Below are 19,755 nucleotides of genomic sequence, written 5' to 3' on the forward strand. Positions count from 1 at the left end.
GCGGGTGGCAAACTCCCCCTCGCGTCCCGCCGGTGCGCTGCCGCTTTCGACGCGGCTTCTCTATGGATCCGGCACGATCGCCTTCGGCGTCAAGGATCAGGGCTTCAACGCGCTGTTGATGCTGTTCTACAATCAGGTCGTAGGGCTTCCCGCTGCGTGGGTGGGGTCGGCGATCATGATCGCGATGATCGCCGATGCGCTGTTCGATCCGTTGCTGGGGCAATATTCGGACAATGTACGGACGCGCTGGGGGCGGCGCCACCCCTTCATGTATGCGGCGGCGCTGCCGATCGCGGCCTCTTATCTGCTGCTCTGGATGCCGCCCGAAATGCCGCACGGCGCGCAATTTGGGTGGCTGGTCGTCACCGCGATCATCGTGCGCTTTTCGATCAGTCTCTATGAAATCCCGTCGACCGCGCTGCTCGCCGAATTCACCAGCGACTATGACGAGCGCACCAAGCTGGTCGCCGCGCGCTATTTCTTTGGCGTGTGCGGCGGCATCGGGATGACGGTCGTGACCTTCGGCTATTTCCTGCAACCGACCCCGACGCAGCCCGTCGGGCATCTCAACGTCGGCGGATATGTCACCTATGCGTGGGTGGCGGCAGCGATCATGTTGGTGTCGGTGCTGATCTCCTCCCTTGGCACACAAAAGGAGGTACTGAAACGTCCGCCGCCACCGCCGGCCGTCAAGCTTCCGGTCGGGCAGATGCTGCGCGAGATGCTGGGGATATTGGTGCATCCGGCCTATATCTCGATCCTGCTCGCGAGCCTGTTCTTCGCGGTGGCGTCGGGGCTCAACATGTCGCTCGCGGTCTATTTCTCGACCTATTTCTGGGAATTGAGCGCCACTCAGATCGCCACCGTGGCATCGAGCAGCATTGTCGGCATCATCCTCGCCTTCGTCGTGGTGCTGCCGCTGTCGGCGCGCTTCGGTAAAAAGCCATCGGCGATGCTGATGTTCGGCCTGTCGCTGCTGTCGAGCGTGACGCCGTTGATCCTGCGCCTGACGGGCCTGTTCCCGGTCAACGGCGATCCGCTGCTGATCTGGCTGTTGATGGGGCAGCTCGCCTTCGGGATGATGACGACGATCGCGGGCGGAATCCTCGCGGTGTCAATGGTCGCCGACGTGACCGACCAGATCCAGCTCGAGACCGGCCGCCGTTCCGAAGGGCTGTTGTTTTCCGCCGCCACGATGGTCAACAAGGCGATATCGGGCATGGGGATCATGCTCGCGGGCCTCTTGCTGGCCTTTGTCAAATTCCCTGAGAATGCACAGCCCGGCCATGTCACCGCCGACACGCTGCGCGGGCTGGCGAGCATCTATATGGGAGTGCTGTCGATCGCGACCATCATCGCGATCATCTGCCTCGCCTATTATCCGATCAGCCGGTCGCGCCATCTGGAGAATATCCGGCAGCTGGGCGAGGCGGCGGCGGAGTGATGGGGTGGGTTGGCGTTGTCAGGTGCTCTTTTCACGCGTCGGGCGCGAAATCAGAACCGTTCCAAATCCGTTCGTGCCGAGCTTGTCGAAGCACCCCTCTTTTCTCTTTTGTCGCGGAAAGAAAGAACGGCCCTTCGACAAGCTCAGGGCGAATGGTTCATAGGGTCGGAGACTGTTTTAAAGCGCCTCACGCCGGATCAGCGGCAAGCCGCCAGCGAGTAGCGCCTCGGCGGCGTCGAGCAGCCGCTCATTCTCGGCGACCAGATCGCCTGCCCTGCCGCTCTCCATCCAGCTGTCGAACGCCATGCGGCCGCCCGCGACCAGCATCGCGGCGGCCATTTGCGCGCGGCGATCTTTCGCCGGGTCGATGCCAAGCTCGTCGGCAATATAGTCGGTCATCAAATCGATCTGAAGCCGCTGATGCCCATACCATACCGGCAAGAGCTCGGGCTCTCCGGCGAGTGCGCGCCCGAGGTTGATCTGACCATCCCCATCGCGTTCATAGGCGTGCGCGATCCGCGCGACCTGATTACGCCAGAAGGACAGCACCGGCACGCCTTGCGCGCGCTGCATCGTAACGACCTCTCCGAAACGCTCCCCTGCCCGGACCGCGATCGCGGCGGCGAGTTCGCGCTTCGACGCAAAATGGGTGAACAGGGTAGTGATGTGGATGTCGGCCGCATCGGCAATCGCCGCCATCGTCGCATCGCCATAGCCGAGCGTCACGAACAGCCGCCGTGCGGCCTCTTCGATACGCTGGCGCGTCCGCGCTTTCGCCGCGGTTCGCCTTGGAAAACTGACTTTGGATGCTTCGCTCATGCCCGGATTATAATCATTGCAGCGCGAAGCGCCAGCTATATAAGTTGATCATTCTATTCTTATAGTGCAATCTCGAAAGAGATGAACAGGGAGGCTATGGCCATGATCGACGTGTCGATGCGAAACGAGTTTGAAAAATGGGTCGAAACGGGTCGGCCACCGCTGGCGGAGGAGCCGGCACTGGGGCTCGCCGCGCTGATGACGACCGCAGCCTTTGTCGATCCCGTCGCGCAGGTGCCGATCTTCGACGCCATCGCGGCGGCCACCGCAGCGACCAGCGACGGCGCCGAGCGCGCCGCGCAGATCACAGCGGCTTTGCCATGGGTGATCGACGGCAAGCCGCGCATCGCGCTGCCGCGCGCCTTGTGGGACGCGTTCTGGACCATCATTGAGCGACCACGGTCGACAGAGGATGGCGAACTCGACCTGACGCTGGCCGTCGTCGCGCTCGGCCATCATTATGACCAGCGGATGATCGATGGCTGCGAGGCCGCACTGCTTGAATTCGACGGGGTCCACGACCTCATCGCCCAGCCCGAGGTGCGGTTGACCACCGCCGATCTCGAAAGCCATGCGACCGACAGCCTCGCCAAGGATCTGCTGTCGATGCTCAACGCCAATGGCTATGACATTGAGGTGATCGACGCCGACACCGTCGTCCTGCCCGGCGACTATCCGGCGCAAAACCGCACCAACCGCCGCATCCTCCAGCTTCACGATATCTGGCATCTCGTCGGCGGCTATGGCTTCACGCCTGCAGGCGAAGTCGCGATTTCGGGTTTTCAGATGGCGCAGTTCGGCCAGAATTACTCGACGCGTTTTCTGGCGACGGTGGCAACCAAGGCCGCGGTCGATGCGCCGGAACTGATCGACATATTGCTGACCGTGATGTTCGACGGCTGGCGGCACGGCCGCGCCACCAAGGAACTGATCGCGGTTCCCTGGCACCAACGCATCGCCGATCCGATCAGTCGCATTCGCGCAGACCTGAACATTCAGCCGATCGACAGCGACGCGGTGCGGATGATGGAAGCCTTCACGCCCGCGGTGTGAGTTGGGGGCGCCCCGGTGGGCGCCTCGCATCACTCGGCCGGAACGGGGGCTGCCGACGGGCGATATTGCGCGGCGTCGGTGGTGAATTCGGCGTGGCCATAGCTGACGAGCTGCGCCTTGAGCTTCGCGACCAACCGGCGGTCGGCAATGCCGCGCACTCCGGGAATATAGGCCGCGAGTGCGTAGAGGCGCATCCGGGCATAGATAAACAGTCCCGCGACCGCCGCGAGCGCGACATCGCCCGAGGTCAGCTTCACGCCGATCGACGCCGCCTTTGCCTTGTCGCCGCCCATGAAGCTTTTGACGAAGAACAGTTTGGCAAAAGCCAGCTCGAAGATCTCATGGACGCGTGCGCCCCGCGAGTCATCCGGTCTCAGATCGGCCGCCATCGTCGCGCGCAGCAATTCGCCGCAGGTGCTGTCGTCATAGCCGCTGCGCAATGTGCCGCTGCGGGCGTTCATCAGGTTGACGATGCCCTGCGGCGTATCGGCAAGCAGTTCCTCGGGCAGGCCGAGCAGGAAGCAGCGATAGCGCGCAAGTTCGACCATCGCGCGTTCGCGCGGCGTGAACTGGGTACGCCCCTCCTCGATCATCTTGTATGACAGAAGGAAGACCGAAATCAGCCCCGCGGGCATCTGGTCGACCTGCGGAATGGGGATGCCATAGACGCCCATGTCCCAGTCCTTCGGTCGCCGCAGCACGTTCGCGCGCACCATCGAATGCATCAGCCGGACCATCGCCGCCGATTTGAAGCCGGGACCAAAGCGCTCCAGCGCGCCGGGCAGCACCGAGGTGGTGAAGAAGGTCGCGGTATCCTTGACGCGCCGCCCAGCCGTCTGACTCGACAGCGTGCCGGTGACCGCCATCGGCAGCGCGGCATATTTGTTCATGAAGGTCGCGATGAAGGCGCCGCGGATGATGAAAGGGCCAAGGTTCGCCGCCGCATTGCGATCGACCCGCGCGCCCTCCTCGACCAGCTTCATGTCGAGCCAGTCGGGAATACGCTCCATATCCTTGATGAAGGCGACGAGCTCGGGCGGTGCGCCCGGCACATTCTCGACACCATGGTCGCAGGCGTTGGTCAGCATATCGACCAGCGCACGAAAGCCATGTTCGCGCATCAGGGCAGCATAGGCGTCCGCGGTGACATCGCCGATCATCGTATAGGCACGGATGAACTCGACCCGGTCGGCGTCCGCGAGCAGCGCATCGCGGTCGCGATCATATTTCCCCGACAGAGCGGTCGCATCGCCCGGCGTCGCGGTAAAGCGTTCGGGGATGGCGCGAAAATCGACCTTCCCATACATAGCGGGCACGCGTTCGCGTTGCGATTCCACCCTGGCCCAAAGATTGTCGAGCGCCGCACGTGTCATCAATGTCCATCTCCCTCTCGACGAGATGGCGCCCCTCATATATATCAGTTGATATAAATTCAAGCGAAACGGACGAAGCCCTTGCCGATGGCCCGCACGACAACCCCGATCACTCCGCTCCGCACCGCCGCCGACGGCTATCGCAAGGGCGAGGAGACGCGCACGCGCATCCTCGACGTTGCGCTGACCGCCTTTGGCAACAGCGGCTTCGCCAGCGTCACGACGCGGCAAATCGCAAAGGAAGCGGGCGTAAACCTGCCCGCCCTCACCTATTATTTCGGGAACAAGCGCGGCCTCTATCTTGCCTGTGCGCACGCGATCGTCGCGCGCTATCGCGAAGGCATGGGTGCGGTGGCCGAAGTATCTTATGCGGCGCTCTGCGGACCGCTGACGCCCGATGAAGCTCGCACCCTGCTCAAGCGTCTGTTCGCGGCGCTCGCCCGCTTCCTTCTCGCGGCACCCGAAGCGCAAAATCCGTCGCTGTTCGTCCAGCGCGAGATCGCGAGCCCCGGCCCTGCCTTCGAAATTCTCTATGCCGAGCTTTGGCGCCCGGGGATCGAGCTTGCCACCAATCTGATCATCCAGACGGCGAACGGGCAACTGGCAGAAACCGAGGCGCAGGTGCGTGCGATCCTGATGATATCGAGCCTGACGGGCTTCCTCTCAGGGCTTCCCGTGGTCGCACGCACGTCAGGCAAAGCCGATTACACCGCGCTCGTCATCGCCGCACTGGAGGGGCAGATCGATTCCCTTGGACGAGGAAATTGACGGCTTTTGGCAAGCGCGGTGCAATCGGAAGTGGCAGACAGGCTGCGCAGTGTGAGATAATGGCTGCACACCCGGCGTTTTGTCGGCACTGAACCAGAAAGAAGTGCCGGCCCAGCACTGGCGTTAAACAATTTTGTTCAAGGAAAATCATGTGAGCGACGAAGTCGAATGGTGGGAATATGATGACGCGGCGGAGATGGCGGCAGCAGTAGCAGGCGATATCGGCTTCATCATCGAAAGCGCGATCGAGGCGCGCGGTGCCGCGGTGATCGCGCTCGCTGGCGGGAAGACGCCCGTACCCATATACGAAAAGCTGTCGTCTGCGAAATTGGACTGGAAGCGCGTGACGATCATCCCCGGAGATGAACGCATCGTGCCGCTGGGCGACCCGCTCAGCAACGTGACGGTCCTCGCCAAATATTTCTTGCCCAAAGGCGCGCGCGTCATGCCGATCGTTCCGAACGCGATCGCGGACTATAAGGCGGCTGGACGTTCTGCTGACGCACTGATGCGCGATCTGCATTGGCCGCTCGATCTATGCCTCCTCGGGGTAGGAAATGACGGACATACAGCCTCGATTTTCCCAGGCCCCGATTTCGACGAAGCCGTAAATGGCCCAAAAGATACCCGGGCGCTGGGCGTGATGCCGGATCCCATGCCTGGCGATGCACCGGTTCCACGCGTCACCCTCAGCCTTGCTGCGATCACCGAAGCGCGCGCCCTGATAATCGCCGTGCGGGGCGACGAAAAGCGCGCTGTGATCGAGACCGCCATCAAGCAGGGGCGGACCTCGGCCTATCCCATAGGGCGCGCATTGGCTGGTACAGAGCTGCCCGTCGATATCCATTGGGCGCCAGGGTGAAGGCTGACGGCGCGGTAACGCTCAGGGCAAATTAGGACCGTTTGCGGACCGCCCGCTTTTGGGCGCAGATCGTGAACAGGCGGCTTTGCGCGCCGGCCACCGGTTGCAGATGAGCTTCAAACGGGGCTCGCGCAACCGGGCCAAATTCCCGTCCCCACATCCGGAAATGCGAATGCGTTGCATTAGTTAGTGGTCCGTGCCACTAGGCGCCGGTCATTCGAAGGGGAACGCCGTGCTGCTGCAACTTCCGGGTGGCGCCGTCCTTGCATTGGCCGGCGCGCTCCTGTTTTACATTTCGGCATCGCATCAAAGGCTCGTTCCCGCCTTTGGATCGAAAGTGGCCGCCCGGAGTGGCGGGCTCCTGGCGCTTATCGTTTCCGCAATCCTGCTATCCCGAGCGCTCAGCGCCACCGTGACCGGCCCCCACCGAGTGGTCCGGGTGGATTGTTAGTGCATTGACGCCTCCCTCGCCAGTGTTGGCCGTAGGTGGAGCGAAGCGGAACCGGAGGGCAACACTGGCGAGGGAACGGCCTCCGGCGCCGGTGGCCGATATCCCAGCGAGCTGTGCGGCCGGACGGTGTTGTAATGTCGCCGCCAGGCCTCGATCAGGATCCGGGCCTCGGCGAGCGAGTAGAAGATTTCGCCGTTGAGCAGTTCATCGCGCAGCGATCCGTTGAAGCTTTCGCAATAGCCATTCTCCCAGGGCGATCCGGGCGTGATGTAGAGCGTCTTCACACCGACCTTCGCCAGCCATTCCTGCACTGCCGTGGCAATAAACTCCGGCCCATTGTCAGACCTGATATGCGCTGGTGGCCCGCGCGTGACGAACAGTTCGGCCAGCGCCGCCAGCACGTCGTCGCTCTTGAGTTTACGCGCCACGGGCAACGCCATGCACTCCCGGCTCGCCTCGTCGATGATCGACAGGATACGATATTTGCGACCATCGTGGGTGCGGCCCTCGACGAAGTCGTAGGACCAGACATGGCCGGGATACTCTGGCCGAAGCCGGATGCACGATCCGTCATTCAGCCAGAGCCGCCCGCGTTTCGGTTGTCTTTGCGGCACCTTCAGCCCCTCGCGTCGCCAGATGCGCTCGACTCGCTTGCGGTTCACATGCCACCCCGCATCGCGCAGCAACGCCGTCACCCGGCGATAGCCATAACGACCATATTGCCGCGCCAGCGCAATGATATCCTCGGTAAGAGCCGCTTCGTCATCTGCCCCGCGGGGCGCCTTGCGCTGTGTCGATCGGTGCTGCCCGAGTACGCGGCAGAGCCGCCGCTCGGACACCGGAATCATCGTTCTGATGTGGTCGATACAGCGCCTTCGGCGCGCGGGGCTCAGAAGTTTCCCCGGGCAGCTTCCTGCAATATCAGCTTGTCCAAAGTGAGGTCGGATATCGCACGCCGAAGCCGAAGATTCTCCTTCTCCAGGTCCTTCATCCGACGCGCCTGGTCGGTTTTCAGGCCGCCATATTCCTTGCGCCACCGATAATAGGTCTGCTCGCTGACCGCGATCCGGCGACACGCTTCAGCCGTCGTGGCGCCCTGCGCCAGCACAACCTCCGCTTCACGCAGCTTGCCAATAATCTCTTCCGGGCGATGCTTCTTGCTCGGCATTCATAATCTCCTTCGTAATCCAAAATATCATCAATTTTGGACCACTCAGAAGGGGGCAGATCATCATGATGTCGTCAGTCCATTGATAGCTGATATTGGCGAGCCAGTTCAGGCGCGTGAATTTGCGCGTCAGTTCGCGCGGCGCGGGCGGTGTCGGCGATGTCTGGATCAGATGCTTCTTGTCCTCAGTATAGCGGATGCCGCCGGTGACGCTCAGCCGGTTGTCGAGCCCGCCGGGTTTCCAGGTCAGCTGGCTGAACGCCGCGGCCGAGCGCGAGACGTGGCGATAAGCCAGGAGCGTTTCGAGGTTGAGCCCGATGCTGTTCAGCGTGATCCCCGGCCCGATCGGCAGTGTCGTGGCTCCGGGGATGACGGCGCCCACCGGCAGGATCGCCGTGAAGCCCTGCGGATTGACTTCGGTCGCGCGCTCGCGGAAATAATAGGCGCCGACGACATATTCAAATTCATCGCCGATCGAGCCGATCAGGTTGAGCTCCTGCGAGAATTGCTTTTGATGGCGTTCGTTGCTGGTGTGGAACAGGTCGATCGGCGCAACGCCAAAGGTCGGGACGGCGACGACGCCAAGCAAGCCGCCATTGCCGTCGAGATCGGACCCGTCGATCTTGTTGTCCCACTGGCGAAAGCCGGTGATCGAGCGCAAGGTCGCGTCGCCGATTTCAAGGTTGAGGGTCAGCGCATGTCCCTTCACCCTGTCGCTCACATTGCCGTCGCGATCGAGCCGGACCTCCGACAATCTCTCGGACGAGACCTGCGGCGCGGTGCCGCCGAAGGCCGGCGAGAAGCTGATATAGTCGAGAATGTCAGGGCGGATAGCGCGCAACTGAAAGGCGTTCGCCCGGCCGTTGCGGTCGCTATAATCATAGACATAGTCGGCGGTAAAACCCGTGCCGCGATCGAAGCGGATCGCGGCGCGAACCGCGTCGGTGTTGCGGGCCCCCGGATCGCGCTTGTTGGATGGCTCGAGCAGATTGTCGACCGTGCCGTCGCGTTGGCTATGGAAATAGCCGAGCTTCAGCGCCAGCCCGGTATCGCCCAGCACGCCGGTGTCGAGCAGCGCCTTCACCGTCATTTCGTCGAAGCTGCCATAGCCGACCTGCAGGCGCGCGCCGAAATCCTTCGCGGGCTTGGCCGAGATCAAATTGACCGCGCCGCCCGTCGTGTTGCGGCCATAGAGCGTGCCCTGCGGCCCGCGCAGAACCTCGACGCGCTCGAGGTCCATCATGTCGAACAGCGCGCCCGCCGAACGCCCGACGATCACGCCGTCGACATAGAGCCCCACGGCCGGATCGGCGGTCAGAATCGGGTCGTTGTCGACGATGCCGCGGATCGAAATCGAAGGATTGGCCGTCGCCGCCGGGGTTTCGGCGATAACAAGGTTGGGCGCCGCGCCACTGAGCGACGCCACGCTGGTGATGCCACGCTGTTCGATCGCCTGTGCGTCGATCGCGGTGATCGCGAGCGGGGTGTCCTGAACATTCTCCGCACGTTTTTGCGCCGTGACGATGATTTCACGAAGCCCTTCGGACGCGGTGCCCTCGGCCTGCTCGGCCTGCTGCGCCTGTGCGGCGCCGGTCATCCAGGGTGCGATCAACGCAACGGCTGCGATTTGCGCGCGATGATAGGTGCGTAGCTTCATTAGTCCATCCCTCCACTTTGCCATTTTCTGCGTATTATGTGATATTTTTTGTCAAAAAATCACATCATGCGTATTTATTGCAACAAATAACTACGCAATCAGCCAATAAGGCGCAGGCGGCCGTCAGGAGGGACGGCAATCAGCAAGAGGGGACGGCAACGCCATCCCCTTCCATTTCCGTAACCGCTTCAAATCCCCGGCTGTTCTTTGGGAATATGGACGCGCAGCCCGTCGAGCTCCTCGGTGATATGAATCTGGCAGCTCAGGCGACTGGTCGGCTTGACCTCGATAAAATCGGCGAGCGCGTCGAGCATCTCTCCCTCTTCCGGTCCCGGCGGTCCGACCCGTGCGCTCCAGGCATCGTCGACGAAGACGTGGCAGGTCGCGCATTGGCGGACGCCGCCGCACAGCGCGTCGATTCCGTCGACAAGATTGGCGATGGCGAGGTGCATCACAGCCATCCCCTCGAAATTGGTGCAGGTCCGCTCGCTGCCGTCAGGCTGAACATAGGTGACGCGCGCCATCAGTTCTGGCCCTTCGCATGCGCCGGGCATCCCGCCGCCTCCGCGAGCGCGCCCACATCGGCCGGCGCGCGCGCCGCGATCGTACGGCGCTTGTAACGCACCCGGCAGGGTTGTTCGGGCCAGTAAGTTCCCGCCCCAGCGATCGGCCGCGGGGTATCGATCAATTCCATGTCATAGCGCTGGAGCAGGATGGCGATCAGCACCTTCATTTCCATCCGCGCGAAATTGACCCCGGCGCAGCGGTGCATGCCGCCGCCAAAGCCAATCAGGCTGTTCGATTCGACTTTGACGTCGGCCCGTTCGGTGTTGAACCGCTCGGGATCATAGTCATCGGGCCGGTCGAAAATCTCGCTCATCCGGTGGGTGACCGACGGGGCGAGCAGGATCCAGTCGCCTTCGCGGACCTGATAGCCATCGCGCTCGAAGTCGGCGGCTGCCTTGCGGATCATCGTGAAGGCCACCGGGTGCAACCTTTCGGTCTCGCGCAGCGCCAGATCCATCTTCTGCATCGCGATCGCCTGTTCCCAGCTGAGATCGGCGCCCGACGCCGAGCCCAACAGATTCTCGATCTCGCTGCGCAACACGTCCTGATAGTCGCGGTTCTGGAGGATATCGATCATCGCCCAGCTGACCTGCCCGGCGGTGGTTTCATGCCCCGCCCAGACGAGGAGCAGGATCATATGGATGATCAGTTCGTCGGGGATCGGTCGGCCGTCGGGATAGGTTGAGGCGACCATGTCCTGAAAGAAATCGGCGGGTTCCACCGGATTGGCGCGGCGCTGCTGGATCCAGTCGCCGAGGATGCGGTGGAGCTTTTTCTTCGCGGCCTGGCTGCGGCGCATCTTCCTGGTCGGAAGCCACAGCGGCAGGACGAATTCCATGCCGCCCGAAAAATCGCGGAACAGCTCGAAAAATTCATGGCCCAGCTTTTGCTTGAAATCGCGGCCCATGAAGCTGTGCGCGGCGATGTCCATGACCACCGGGCCCAGCGTCGAAATGAGATCAAATTCACCGCTGTCGCCGAGCCGATGAACAAGCGCCATCGCCTCCTCGGCCATCAAAGGCACATATTGCTTCATCGCCGAAGCCTTGAAGCGCGGCATGATCACCGCGCGCTGGTTCAGATATTCCTCCATCTCGGCGAAGGAGTAGAAGTTCGGCGAGAACATCTTGTGGAAGAAGGGCATCGATTCGCGGATCGACAGCAATTTGTCGGTTTCCTGGAAGACGAAGCGGTTGTTGTCCGGCCCCAGCATCACAACCATATTCCGTCCGGCCATGCGGAAGGAATAGATCGAGCCATGATCCTCATAACCCTTGCGCAGCAATCCGACGGGGTCTTTGAAAAAGTTCGTCAGATGGCCAAGGAACGGAATGCCGCCGCTCATCGCTGGCGGCTTCATCGCGATTGCCATCATCCTATATCTCCTCTCGTATCGGCTTCAGGACCGATTGCGACGGATATTGCGCGATCGTGTCGCGGCGCCGAGGGGATCGCACGGCTGTAGCGAATTTTAATCCTTAAAGGATCGCCTAGAACGACTATCGGTACCAAGCGAACCCGATCCGACATCGCGGGCGACCATCGGTAGCGGGATCGGGGTCGATGCGATCAACAGCCCGACGTTGGTCTTGACGCTGGGTGGCAGCAGCGCGTCGCGCGCGATCAGATCGCGTACTTCGCGGAACAGGCTGGTCAGCCGCCGCTCGAGCAGGACGCGCGAGGCGTCGGACAGCTCGCCAATCTCAAACTCCCAGATCGAACCCGCGGTCGAAAAATCATATTGGAGGAACTCCTCCTTCACGCGCCGGTCAAAGAAACGCCGCATCGGCCCGCCGCGCCGCCAGCTGATGCTGCGCGCGGTCAACAGGCGGATGACGTTGCCGGGAAGCAGCTGGATCAGCCCGATGCGTTCGAGCTTGAGCAGCGCGGGGACCAGCATCGTCTGGTCGATCCCGTAATCGGCCTCGATCCGGTCAACGGTCCAGCCGCCGAGCGCGAGGTGGAAACAGAAAAGCGCCAGCGGCTCATCAACCAGCGCCTGTTCCTGCGCGTCGGTCAGCATATCGGGCATCGCGGGCTGCGCCGCGTCGGCAAGCCGCGCGAGCTCCAGAAAATTGATGCCAACCAGCTCGCAAATCTCGTCGATCCGCGCGAGCGTGAAGCTGCGCTGCGCAAAGGTACGCCGAACGCTGGCGTGGCTTATGCCCAGCGCCGCCGCGACGTCGGCATAGGTCAGCCCGCGCTCCTTGAGCACGCGCTTCAGCGCCTCGACCAGATAGATGCTCTGCGTGTGCAATCGCTCCGCCGCCGTCATTTGGGCCACCTTTCGTCACCACCACCATGCCTGCGGATCGATGTCGGCGCCATGCGATTATAGGACGGATGCCTGCATCGCGCAGAAACTGTGGCAGAGCCGCGCATCGACAATATGGTCAGGACATTCAGGGTCGAACCAGCGGTCGATCCGCGCCCAATGATAGGGATGCATCATATAGGGGCCCATCAACCCGGCGGCGTCGGCATATTCCTGTTCCCAGACATGCGTCCAGCGGCGCGCGCCCGTCGCCGTGTCGAAGCGGCTGAGCTGCCAGTTGCGAATGGCGGGAATATAATGCGGCATCATCCGCGTCTCGGCTTCGAAGCGCTCGACCAGCGCGGGATCGGTGCCTTCGTCGACGCTGAGCAGCAACACGCGGTAAACGCCGTTGGCAAGCCCGGGGTCAGACCGCCCGCCCGCCCCGCTCTGATAGGCGACACCATCGACCGATACGACCGTCGGAACCGCGAGCAGCGGCGCAAGCGCTGTGTCGAAAGCGGCACATTGCGCCGCATCGTCAAACGCGAAATGCGCGATCAGATCGCCACCAAAATGGCTGCCGGGAAGCGTGGGCGCGACGAGCTGGCGAGAAACGGAATACGCCGCGGCCAGCGCACGGATATCGTCGGCCAACGCCGGTGCGCTTGCGGGATCGGCCAAAGTGACAAGCCGGGTCAGCTTATACATCGCACAGCCCTTCGATATCGGCAGGTTCGGACGCGAAGAAACGGCGGCGGCTGACCGCCCGCACATCGACCTCCGCCCACCAGGCGGCGACATCGGGGTCATTGCCGCCGACAAAGCGCATCTGCCACCAGGCTCCGGCACCAGCGAGCGACCAGCGAAAGGTCAGCGTGTTAGACTGATCATCGAGCCACATCGGCGGGCTGACCAATATCTGTTCGAGCTTCATCCCTCGCGCCCGCGCGCCAAGGGCGTAGTGCGCCAGATAATCGTCGAGCAGCGCCTTGCCCTCTCCCGGCTGTGCCACAATTTCGTCGATCGCATGGACCATAGGCGTTACCGCCGTGTCACCAGTCGTCATGGGACGCTACCTCCAGGATGATTTTGCCGCGGACATGCTGGCCTTCGATGCGGCGATGCGCCTCGCCGGCTTCGGCGAGCGGCATGATCTCGATTGCGGGCGGTTTCACCCCGCCGGCGGCACAAAGCGCGGCCAGTCCGCCGAGATGCTGCGGAAGGCGCATGACCGCGTCCATGTTGGACAGGATGCTCACCCCGTTCGCCGCCGCGTGCGCGACGTCCTCGACGCTCGCTTGCGATATCAGCGTCGCGATCTCGACATAGCGGCCGCCCGGCGCGACGATGTCGAGCGCCGACGGCAGCAAGCTATCGAGCCCGACCGCGTCGAGGACAAGATCGACCCCGTCGGGCGCCCATTTACGCACCGCCTGCGCAACATCGCCAGCGCGATAGTCGATCGCATGGTCGGCCCCGAAACCCCGGACATAAGACATATTGTCCGGGCCGCAGGTCGCGGCAACGCGCGCGCCGAGCGCATGCGCGACCTGAATGGCGATGCTGCCGACGCCGCCCGCCCCGCCGTTGACGAGAACGCTCTGCCCGACCTGCAAATCGCCGACGTCGACCATACCGCCATAAGCCGTCGTCCCCGCAACCGGCAGCGCCGCCGCCTGTGCGAAACTCCATCCGGTTGGCAGGGGAGTGAGAAAAGCCGCGTCGGCGATGCAATATTCGGCATAGGAACCATCGCGGCCCTGCCCCTGTTTGGACATGCCGAAAACGCGGTCGCCGGGTGCTAAGGCGTCGAGGCCCTTCCCCACCGCCTCGACAATGCCGGACAGGTCGAAACCGAGCACGAACGGAAAATGATAATCGATATAGGCCGACAATTTGCCGACGCGCGTTTTCCAGTCGGCGGGATTGACCCCCGCGCAGGCGACCCGGACCAGCACTTCGCCGGCACCGGGTTCGGGCATAGGCAGATCGCCCCAGACAAGCTGTTCGGGGCCACCGAACGCATTGATCACCATCGCGCGCATCGTCATTTTTCCCTCTCCGCCATTGCGGTTCGTGCGCGAGCTTAGGACGCGCGCTCATCCTCCCACCTCCTCCAATTGGATCAATTCGCCCGTTGCCGCCGGTGCTACCGAGGTCCCAACAAAAGATAGGGAGAGGATCGACATGGGTATGTTCGCAGGCAAGGTCGCGCTGGTAACCGGCGGCGCATCGGGAATCGGCGTCGCGGCAGCGCTGCGCTTTGCTGAAGAGGGCGCGGCAGTGGTTATCGCCGACCTCAACGAAGTCGGCGCCGAAACGATCGCCGCGGAGATTCGCGCCAAGGGCGGCCGCGCGTGCGCTGTCCGATGCGACGTCGCGAGCGAGGCCGACAATGCGGCGATGGTCGCGCTGGCCAAGAGCGAGTATGGGCGGATCGATGCGGCATTCCTGAATGCCGGAGCCTATGCCCAAACCGGCTTTGCCGAAGCCGACGCCGCGACCTTTGACACGATGGTCGCGATCAACCTGAAGGGCGCATGGATGGGGCTGCAGGCGGTGCTGCCCGCGCTCGAACCCGGCGGCGCGGCGGTGGTGACCGCCTCGACCTCGGGCGTCACCGGCCTCGCGGTCGCCGCCGCCTATAGCGCCGCCAAGCATGGCGTAATCGGGCTCGTGAGGTCAAGTTCGCAGGCCTTTGCCGCGCGCGGACTGCGCGTCAACGCCATCTGTCCCGGTCCGGTCGCCACCGCGATTCTCGGCGTGACCGAACAGCCGCCGCTGCAGGTCCCCGATGCACTTGAGGTCCCGGGCTATGCGGGGACGATGCAGCCGCAGCATATCGCCGAAATCGCGCTGTTTCTGGCGAGCCCCCGGTCGGGCGCGATCAATGGGCAGGAAATTATCGCCGACGCCGGCTTCCTCGCCTCCTATCCGCCGATGCCGCAGTGATCCCGGCGCCGTTCCTCAAGGGCGGCGATGGCGATGCCGGGCTAGGCGCCCGAACCGCTAAGCTCGGTCATTCCGGCATGGATCAGGTGCACAAGTTGCGACTGCCGGCGCGCGCCGGTCTTGGCGAAGATCGACCGCAAATGCGTGCGCGCGGTGTTGTGCGCGATGCCCAGCCGGTCGGCGGCCTCGACCAGCGAGCCACCGCCGGCCAGCGCCGCCGCCAGTATCGCCTCCATCCGCGTCAGCTGGAACAGGTCGCGGATCGCCGCGGGATCGGGCGCGGCATCCTGTCCAGGGTCGCTGATGAACAAGGCCAGCGCGGCGCCCTTGCCACCGCGCATGAACGCCGGGGTCGTCACCGCCTTGGCGACGACGCCCAGATCGCGCTCGCCCGAGGGCCGCTCGATACGAAAGCGCTGCGGCGGCGACGCAGCAGGATCGGCCTGCCCCTTGAGCAATTTGAGCAATTTTTCGAGCGTACGGTGCGCGTCACCCGCCGCGAGGCGCAGCCGTCCGCCCGCGAGCGTCAGGCCATCGGCCGCGGCGAGCAGCCTTTCGGCGACCGCATTGGCGCGCATCACCTTGCCGTCATGGTCGAGGATGATCGCCGCGACCCCCATTTGCTCGACGACGCCGCGATAGACGCCATCCTCTGCGCCCGAGGCTTGCAGCCGTTCGAACAGGCGGATCGCATCGCGCAGATGCGGGACGATTTCCTGCAAGGCATCGCGTTCGGCACTGCCGAAATCGCTACGACTATTGTCGCGCATCACGCGCAGCCGCGCCTCGAACCCGCTGTCGAAACGCAGATCGACGCCAAGTATCTGGTCGCCGCCCGCGGCTTCGAGGAAATCGCGCCAGAAATCGCTCACACGCGCCGCGCCCTGGACGAAATCGGTGAAGGACGTCACCTGACCTTCGGGCAGTCCCTGAAAGGGATCGCTGGCGAAGTAGCTTTCGGCATAATCTTCGCTGGTTTGCGGATCGGCGTCGGGGGTCACGATGGTTCCGGGCTTGCCGGTACCCGGCATCGTCAGGATCAGCGTCGCATAGCTGCCGTCGAGATAGAGCGCGAGGCGGCGCAGGAAGTCTTCCCACGGCACGTCGGCGAGCAAACCGCCGAACAGGTCGGTCAGCAGCTTCGAAAATTCTGCGGTTGTGCCGCTTTGTCTCACCACCGCCCTCTCATTTCCGCGCATCCCATCTCACAAACAGAAAGGCTTTGCCATGCCCATTGATCCCGCACTCGCACCGTTGCTCGATATGATGAGCGCGCTGCCGCACATGAACCCGCCGTTCGACGTCACCGCGCTGCGGCTGGGCGACGAACAGCCGATGCCGGTGCCCAAGGCCGAGGTCGCCGAGGTCCGCGACGTGACGCTCGACACCAGCGCAGGGCCGGTCGCCGCACGCCTCTATCATCCCCAGCCCGGCACGATGTTGCCGCTGCTGGTTTTCCTCCACGGCGGCGGCTGGGTGTTCGGGACGATCGAGACGCATGATCCGCTGTGCCGCGCGATCGCTGCGGCGGCCGAGATTGCGGTGCTCTCGATCGACTATCCGCGCTCGCCCGAACATCGCTATCCGACCGCCCTCGACACCGTCCGCGCCGCCATCGTCGCGGCGGCCGCCCAGGCCGACACGCTCGGCATCGACGCCAACCGGATCGCGGTCGGCGGCGACAGCGCGGGCGGCAATTTGTCCGCCGCGCTGTGCCTTGCAACGCGCGATGCGGGCGGTCCCCCGATTGCCCATCAACTGCTCCTCTACCCCGTCATCGACAATGATTTCACCCGCGCCTCCTATGCCGAAAACGCGACCGGCTATATGCTGAGCAGCGAGATGATGCAGTGGTTCTGGGCTCAGTATCTGGGAGATCAGGCGGTCGATGCACTCTCGGCACCGATCCGCGCCGACAGCCTCGCGGGCCTGCCATCGGCGACCGTCATCACCGCCGAATTTGATCCGCTGCGCGACGAAGGCGCCGCCTATGCCGCGCGGCTGAAGGCCGATGGTGTCGCGGTGACGCACGATCATGTTCCCGGCGTGATCCACGGCTTTGCCAGCATGCTCGGCATGTTGCCGCAGGCCGACGTCGCGGTGGGCACCGCTGCGCGGAACCTGCGCGCCGCCTTCGGGATGACCCCAGCCGCGTAGTCGGGTGACCGGGGTCTGAGCGCTGGCGTCAGACCCCGTAACCGCCCGCAACCGCAATCTGCTGCCCGGTGATATAGGCGGCTTTCGATGAGGCAAGAAAGACAGCGGCATGACCAATTTCCTCGGGACGACCCCACCGCTTGAGCGCAAGATTCTTGTGAACCTCGGTCGTCCAGGCGTCGTCGAACACGCCCTGTTTCGACAGCTCAAGAAACATGCCCGCCTCGATCACCCCGACGAGGATGGAGTTGGCGCGGATGCCATGCTTGCCCTCTTCGCGCGCAAGCCCCTTCACCAGCGCTTCGTTCGCCGCCTTGGGCGCGACCGACAGGCCATCCTTGTCGGGCCAGCGCAGCGCGCCCGCCGACCCCAGATGGACGAACGAGCCGCCGCCCTGTTCCCGCATATGCGGGACGAGGTGCCGCGTGGCGTTGAAAAAGCCATGAACCTCGACGTCGATCGCGCGGCGCCATTGTTCGGGCGTCGTATCGGCGAGATGAACCTGCGCGACGAGCGGCCCGGCGCCCCACAGCATCGTGTGGATGCGCCCATGCGCAGCAATGGCGTCGGCGATCGCACTGGCCAGCGCCATATCATCGGCAACGTCACACTGGTGCAGGCTCGCCTTGCGCCCCTTCGCCTCGATGGCCTTGGCCAGCACCTCGGCCTCCGCCTGTTTCGAGCGCCACATGATCGCAACATCGCTCCCCGCCGCAGCAAATTCGCCCGCGACCGCCGCGCCAATGCCGCCCGTTGCGCCGAAAATCAGCGTCGCGCCTTCGGGAAATTGTGCTTGATCGGTCATGGCCACTCTCCTGGATCTGGAAATTCTTGTATGACGTTATCATTTTTGCAATAAAATATGCAAATGCGTTTTAATTTACACATTATTCAACGCAAAACATATATTTCTTAACGCCGATCATCGGCGACACCACAGACTGAAAGTAAGGAAATCCCATGAATAGACTGGCAGACAAGGTCGCAATCATCACTGGCGCAGCACAGGGTATGGGCGCGGCAACCGCGCGGCTGTTCGCCGCCGAAGGCGCCAAGGTCGTGCTGTGTGACGTGATCGAAGACAAGGGCCAGGCACTCGCGGCCGAGATCGGCGATGCCGCCATCTTCCACAAACTCGACGTGCGATCGGACGGTGAATGGGAAGCCGCAGTCGCCGCCGCGATCCAGCGCTTCGGCAAGCTCGACATATTGGTCAACAATGCCGCAGTCGTCCATTTCAGCCCGATCGAGGCGATGCCCGCCGAGGATATCGAGCGGGTACTGGCGATCAATGTGATGGGAACGATGCTCGGCGCCAAATATGCGGCGCGTGAGATGATGAAGGTCGGCCGCGGTGTCATCGTCAACATCTCGTCGGTCGACGGGCTGCGCGGTTGCAACGGCCTGTCGGCTTACACCCCCAGCAAATGGGCGGTGCGCGGGCTGTCGAAGTCGCTCGCGCTCGAACTCGGCCCGCGCGGCATCCGCGTCTGCACCGTCCACCCCGGCGGCGTGAACACGCAAATGGGCAACCCCGGCGGCCTGACCGGCGACGCACTCAACGTCGGCTATGAGCGCGTGCCCTTGCAGCGCATCGGCGAACCCGAGGAAATTGCGCGCGCGACCCTGTTCATCGCGTCGGACGAGGCCAGCTATATCAGCGGTGCCGAACTCGCGGTCGATGGCGGCTGGTCGGCGGGCTATTATCAGACCATGCTGCCGGGGTCGCCCGACAGCCTGACCGGATCGCTGTAAAGATGGTCGACATCGAATCCCGCATCGCGCGGCTGGAGGCCGAAAGCGACATCCGCCGCCTGAAGGCGCGCTATCTGAACGCCTGCGACGCCAAGGATGTCGCCGCAATCCGCGCCTGCTTCACGGCGGACGCGGTGATCGACTTCCCGCCGATCGGCGAATTCGATGTCGACGGGCTGATCGGCGTGTTCACGCAAATGGCCGTGAGCACGCCGATTACCGACGTCCACCAGGGGCATAATGGCGAGATCGAGGTCGACGGCGATGACGCGACGGCGCGGTGGAACCTGGGCTTTGCGACCTATGACCCACGCGAGCGGAGCTTTCGTCTGCTCGCGAGCTTCTATCACGACCGCTATCGCCGCACCGCCGAAGGTTGGCGGATCTGCTACACCCGGTCGGAACCGCGCGCGGTCGTCGATGGCAAATTGGCGGAGGATGGGATCAAGGCCGATTGGATCGCGGGATAGCG

At 63.5% G+C, this 19,755-nt stretch carries 20 protein-coding genes; 8 read left to right on the forward strand and 12 right to left on the reverse strand.

The genetic code is table 11. The features are described 5' to 3' along the window. Positions 1–4: 4 nt before the first annotated feature. The gene (locus CDQ91_RS17080; RefSeq protein WP_088473906.1) at positions 5–1,444 is read left to right on the forward strand and encodes an MFS transporter; all 1,440 of its coding nucleotides are present in this window, start codon (positions 5–7) and stop codon (positions 1,442–1,444) included. Positions 1,445–1,621: 177 nt separating this feature from the next. On the opposite strand, the gene CDQ91_RS17085 is transcribed toward CDQ91_RS17080, so the two are convergent. Continuing rightward, positions 1,622–2,263: a TetR/AcrR family transcriptional regulator gene (locus CDQ91_RS17085; protein ID WP_088473907.1), complete on the reverse strand. Its 642-nt coding sequence runs from the start codon at positions 2,261–2,263 to the stop codon at positions 1,622–1,624. Positions 2,264–2,359: 96 nt separating this feature from the next. On the opposite strand from CDQ91_RS17085, the gene CDQ91_RS17090 reads away from it, so the two are divergent. Next, positions 2,360–3,316, forward strand: a complete 957-nt coding sequence (locus CDQ91_RS17090; RefSeq protein ID WP_158213712.1) for a Coq4 family protein — start codon at positions 2,360–2,362, stop codon at positions 3,314–3,316. A 29-nt stretch (positions 3,317–3,345) separates the two neighbouring features. Here the strand turns inward: CDQ91_RS17090 and CDQ91_RS17095 are convergent, their stop codons facing one another. Next, a complete protein-coding gene (locus CDQ91_RS17095) occupies positions 3,346–4,692 on the reverse strand; it encodes an oxygenase MpaB family protein (protein ID WP_201791912.1) in 1,347 nt (448 codons plus the stop codon). Positions 4,693–4,776: 84 nt separating this feature from the next. Here CDQ91_RS17095 and CDQ91_RS17100 point away from each other — a divergent pair, with 84 nt between their 5' ends. Beyond that, positions 4,777–5,457: a CerR family C-terminal domain-containing protein gene (locus tag CDQ91_RS17100; protein ID WP_088473910.1), complete on the forward strand. Its 681-nt coding sequence runs from the start codon at positions 4,777–4,779 to the stop codon at positions 5,455–5,457. A 151-nt stretch (positions 5,458–5,608) separates the two neighbouring features. Beyond that, positions 5,609–6,319, forward strand: coding sequence for a 6-phosphogluconolactonase (gene pgl / locus CDQ91_RS17105; RefSeq protein ID WP_088473911.1), 711 nt, complete (start codon positions 5,609–5,611; stop codon positions 6,317–6,319). Between the two features lie 447 nt (positions 6,320–6,766). Here the strand turns inward: pgl and CDQ91_RS17110 are convergent. The 8 genes from CDQ91_RS17110 to CDQ91_RS17145 all read right to left on the reverse strand — a co-directional run bounded on the left by CDQ91_RS17110 (position 6,767) and on the right by CDQ91_RS17145 (position 14,470). Further along, positions 6,767–7,938, reverse strand: a protein-coding gene (locus CDQ91_RS17110) for an IS3 family transposase (protein ID WP_088470872.1) whose coding sequence is annotated in 2 segments (ribosomal slippage) — positions 6,767–7,674 and positions 7,674–7,938 — 1,173 coding nt in all. Because the reading frame shifts where the segments join, the coding sequence is not laid out codon by codon here. After that, positions 7,889–9,595 carry a TonB-dependent receptor gene (locus CDQ91_RS17115; RefSeq protein WP_158213713.1) on the reverse strand — a complete coding sequence of 569 codons (1,707 nt, stop codon included), beginning with the start codon at positions 9,593–9,595 and terminating at the stop codon, positions 7,889–7,891. Before CDQ91_RS17115 ends, CDQ91_RS17110 begins: the two co-directional genes overlap by 50 nt. Positions 9,596–9,783: 188 nt before the next feature. Next, positions 9,784–10,119 carry a 2Fe-2S iron-sulfur cluster-binding protein gene (locus CDQ91_RS17120; RefSeq protein WP_088473913.1) on the reverse strand — a complete coding sequence of 112 codons (336 nt, stop codon included), beginning with the start codon at positions 10,117–10,119 and terminating at the stop codon, positions 9,784–9,786. Further along, positions 10,119–11,537, reverse strand: a complete 1,419-nt coding sequence (locus CDQ91_RS17125) for a cytochrome P450 (protein ID WP_088473914.1) — start codon at positions 11,535–11,537, stop codon at positions 10,119–10,121. Before CDQ91_RS17125 ends, CDQ91_RS17120 begins: the two co-directional genes overlap by 1 nt. A 96-nt stretch (positions 11,538–11,633) precedes the next feature. Continuing rightward, positions 11,634–12,437: a helix-turn-helix domain-containing protein gene (locus CDQ91_RS17130; RefSeq protein WP_088473915.1), complete on the reverse strand. Its 804-nt coding sequence runs from the start codon at positions 12,435–12,437 to the stop codon at positions 11,634–11,636. Between the two features lie 57 nt (positions 12,438–12,494). Beyond that, the gene (locus tag CDQ91_RS17135; RefSeq protein ID WP_088473916.1) at positions 12,495–13,127 is read right to left on the reverse strand and encodes a Dabb family protein; all 633 of its coding nucleotides are present in this window, start codon (positions 13,125–13,127) and stop codon (positions 12,495–12,497) included. Further along, positions 13,120–13,485, reverse strand: a complete 366-nt coding sequence (locus CDQ91_RS17140; RefSeq protein WP_237246026.1) for a hypothetical protein — start codon at positions 13,483–13,485, stop codon at positions 13,120–13,122. Before CDQ91_RS17140 ends, CDQ91_RS17135 begins: the two co-directional genes overlap by 8 nt. Further along, on the reverse strand, positions 13,472–14,470 hold the full coding sequence (locus tag CDQ91_RS17145; protein WP_201791913.1) for a quinone oxidoreductase family protein: 999 nt from the start codon (positions 14,468–14,470) through the stop codon (positions 13,472–13,474). The genes CDQ91_RS17140 and CDQ91_RS17145 overlap by 14 nt, the downstream gene beginning before the upstream one ends. A gap of 136 nt (positions 14,471–14,606) precedes the next feature. Between CDQ91_RS17145 and CDQ91_RS17150 the strand changes: the two genes are divergently transcribed. Next, positions 14,607–15,371, forward strand: coding sequence for an SDR family NAD(P)-dependent oxidoreductase (locus CDQ91_RS17150; protein ID WP_237246027.1), 765 nt, complete (start codon positions 14,607–14,609; stop codon positions 15,369–15,371). A 41-nt stretch (positions 15,372–15,412) separates the two neighbouring features. Here the strand turns inward: CDQ91_RS17150 and CDQ91_RS17155 are convergent, their stop codons facing one another. After that, positions 15,413–16,549 carry a helix-turn-helix transcriptional regulator gene (locus CDQ91_RS17155; RefSeq protein ID WP_237246028.1) on the reverse strand — a complete coding sequence of 379 codons (1,137 nt, stop codon included), beginning with the start codon at positions 16,547–16,549 and terminating at the stop codon, positions 15,413–15,415. A 49-nt stretch (positions 16,550–16,598) separates the two neighbouring features. On the opposite strand from CDQ91_RS17155, the gene CDQ91_RS17160 reads away from it, so the two are divergent. Then, the gene (locus CDQ91_RS17160) at positions 16,599–17,528 is read left to right on the forward strand and encodes an alpha/beta hydrolase (protein WP_088473919.1); all 930 of its coding nucleotides are present in this window, start codon (positions 16,599–16,601) and stop codon (positions 17,526–17,528) included. Positions 17,529–17,556: 28 nt separating this feature from the next. Here CDQ91_RS17160 and CDQ91_RS17165 read toward each other — a convergent pair whose 3' ends face one another. After that, complete coding sequence (locus CDQ91_RS17165) at positions 17,557–18,333, reverse strand: SDR family NAD(P)-dependent oxidoreductase (RefSeq protein WP_088473920.1); 777 nt, start codon at positions 18,331–18,333, stop codon at positions 17,557–17,559. A gap of 155 nt (positions 18,334–18,488) precedes the next feature. Here CDQ91_RS17165 and CDQ91_RS17170 point away from each other — a divergent pair, with 155 nt between their 5' ends. Together CDQ91_RS17170 and CDQ91_RS17175 are read left to right on the forward strand one after the other, a co-directional pair. After that, positions 18,489–19,283, forward strand: a complete 795-nt coding sequence (locus tag CDQ91_RS17170; RefSeq protein ID WP_088473921.1) for an SDR family NAD(P)-dependent oxidoreductase — start codon at positions 18,489–18,491, stop codon at positions 19,281–19,283. 2 nt (positions 19,284–19,285) lie between these two features. Then, entirely contained in the window at positions 19,286–19,753 is a 468-nt protein-coding gene (locus CDQ91_RS17175; protein ID WP_088473922.1) for a nuclear transport factor 2 family protein, read from the forward strand. Positions 19,754–19,755: the final 2 nt, after the last annotated feature.

The sequence above is a fragment of the Sphingopyxis witflariensis genome, from assembly GCF_002205635.1.
Lineage (GTDB): Bacteria > Pseudomonadota > Alphaproteobacteria > Sphingomonadales > Sphingomonadaceae > Sphingopyxis > Sphingopyxis witflariensis.

Coding starts and splice junctions, on each gene's coding strand:
- CDQ91_RS17085 (WP_088473907.1), bottom strand. CDS start 2,263: ATGAGCGAAGCATCCAAAGTCAGTTTTCCAAGGCGAACCGCGGCGAAA.
- CDQ91_RS17090 (WP_158213712.1), top strand. CDS start 2,360: ATGGCCATGATCGACGTGTCGATGCGAAACGAGTTTGAAAAATGGGTC.
- CDQ91_RS17100 (WP_088473910.1), top strand. CDS start 4,777: ATGGCCCGCACGACAACCCCGATCACTCCGCTCCGCACCGCCGCCGAC.
- CDQ91_RS17115 (WP_158213713.1), bottom strand. CDS start 9,595: ATGAAGCTACGCACCTATCATCGCGCGCAAATCGCAGCCGTTGCGTTG.
- CDQ91_RS17120 (WP_088473913.1), bottom strand. CDS start 10,119: ATGGCGCGCGTCACCTATGTTCAGCCTGACGGCAGCGAGCGGACCTGC.
- CDQ91_RS17125 (WP_088473914.1), bottom strand. CDS start 11,537: ATGATGGCAATCGCGATGAAGCCGCCAGCGATGAGCGGCGGCATTCCG.
- CDQ91_RS17130 (WP_088473915.1), bottom strand. CDS start 12,437: ATGACGGCGGCGGAGCGATTGCACACGCAGAGCATCTATCTGGTCGAG.
- CDQ91_RS17135 (WP_088473916.1), bottom strand. CDS start 13,127: ATGTATAAGCTGACCCGGCTTGTCACTTTGGCCGATCCCGCAAGCGCA.
- CDQ91_RS17140 (WP_237246026.1), bottom strand. CDS start 13,485: ATGACGACTGGTGACACGGCGGTAACGCCTATGGTCCATGCGATCGAC.
- CDQ91_RS17145 (WP_201791913.1), bottom strand. CDS start 14,470: ATGACGATGCGCGCGATGGTGATCAATGCGTTCGGTGGCCCCGAACAG.
- CDQ91_RS17150 (WP_237246027.1), top strand. CDS start 14,607: ATGGGTATGTTCGCAGGCAAGGTCGCGCTGGTAACCGGCGGCGCATCG.
- CDQ91_RS17160 (WP_088473919.1), top strand. CDS start 16,599: ATGCCCATTGATCCCGCACTCGCACCGTTGCTCGATATGATGAGCGCG.
- CDQ91_RS17165 (WP_088473920.1), bottom strand. CDS start 18,333: ATGACCGATCAAGCACAATTTCCCGAAGGCGCGACGCTGATTTTCGGC.
- CDQ91_RS17170 (WP_088473921.1), top strand. CDS start 18,489: ATGAATAGACTGGCAGACAAGGTCGCAATCATCACTGGCGCAGCACAG.
- CDQ91_RS17175 (WP_088473922.1), top strand. CDS start 19,286: ATGGTCGACATCGAATCCCGCATCGCGCGGCTGGAGGCCGAAAGCGAC.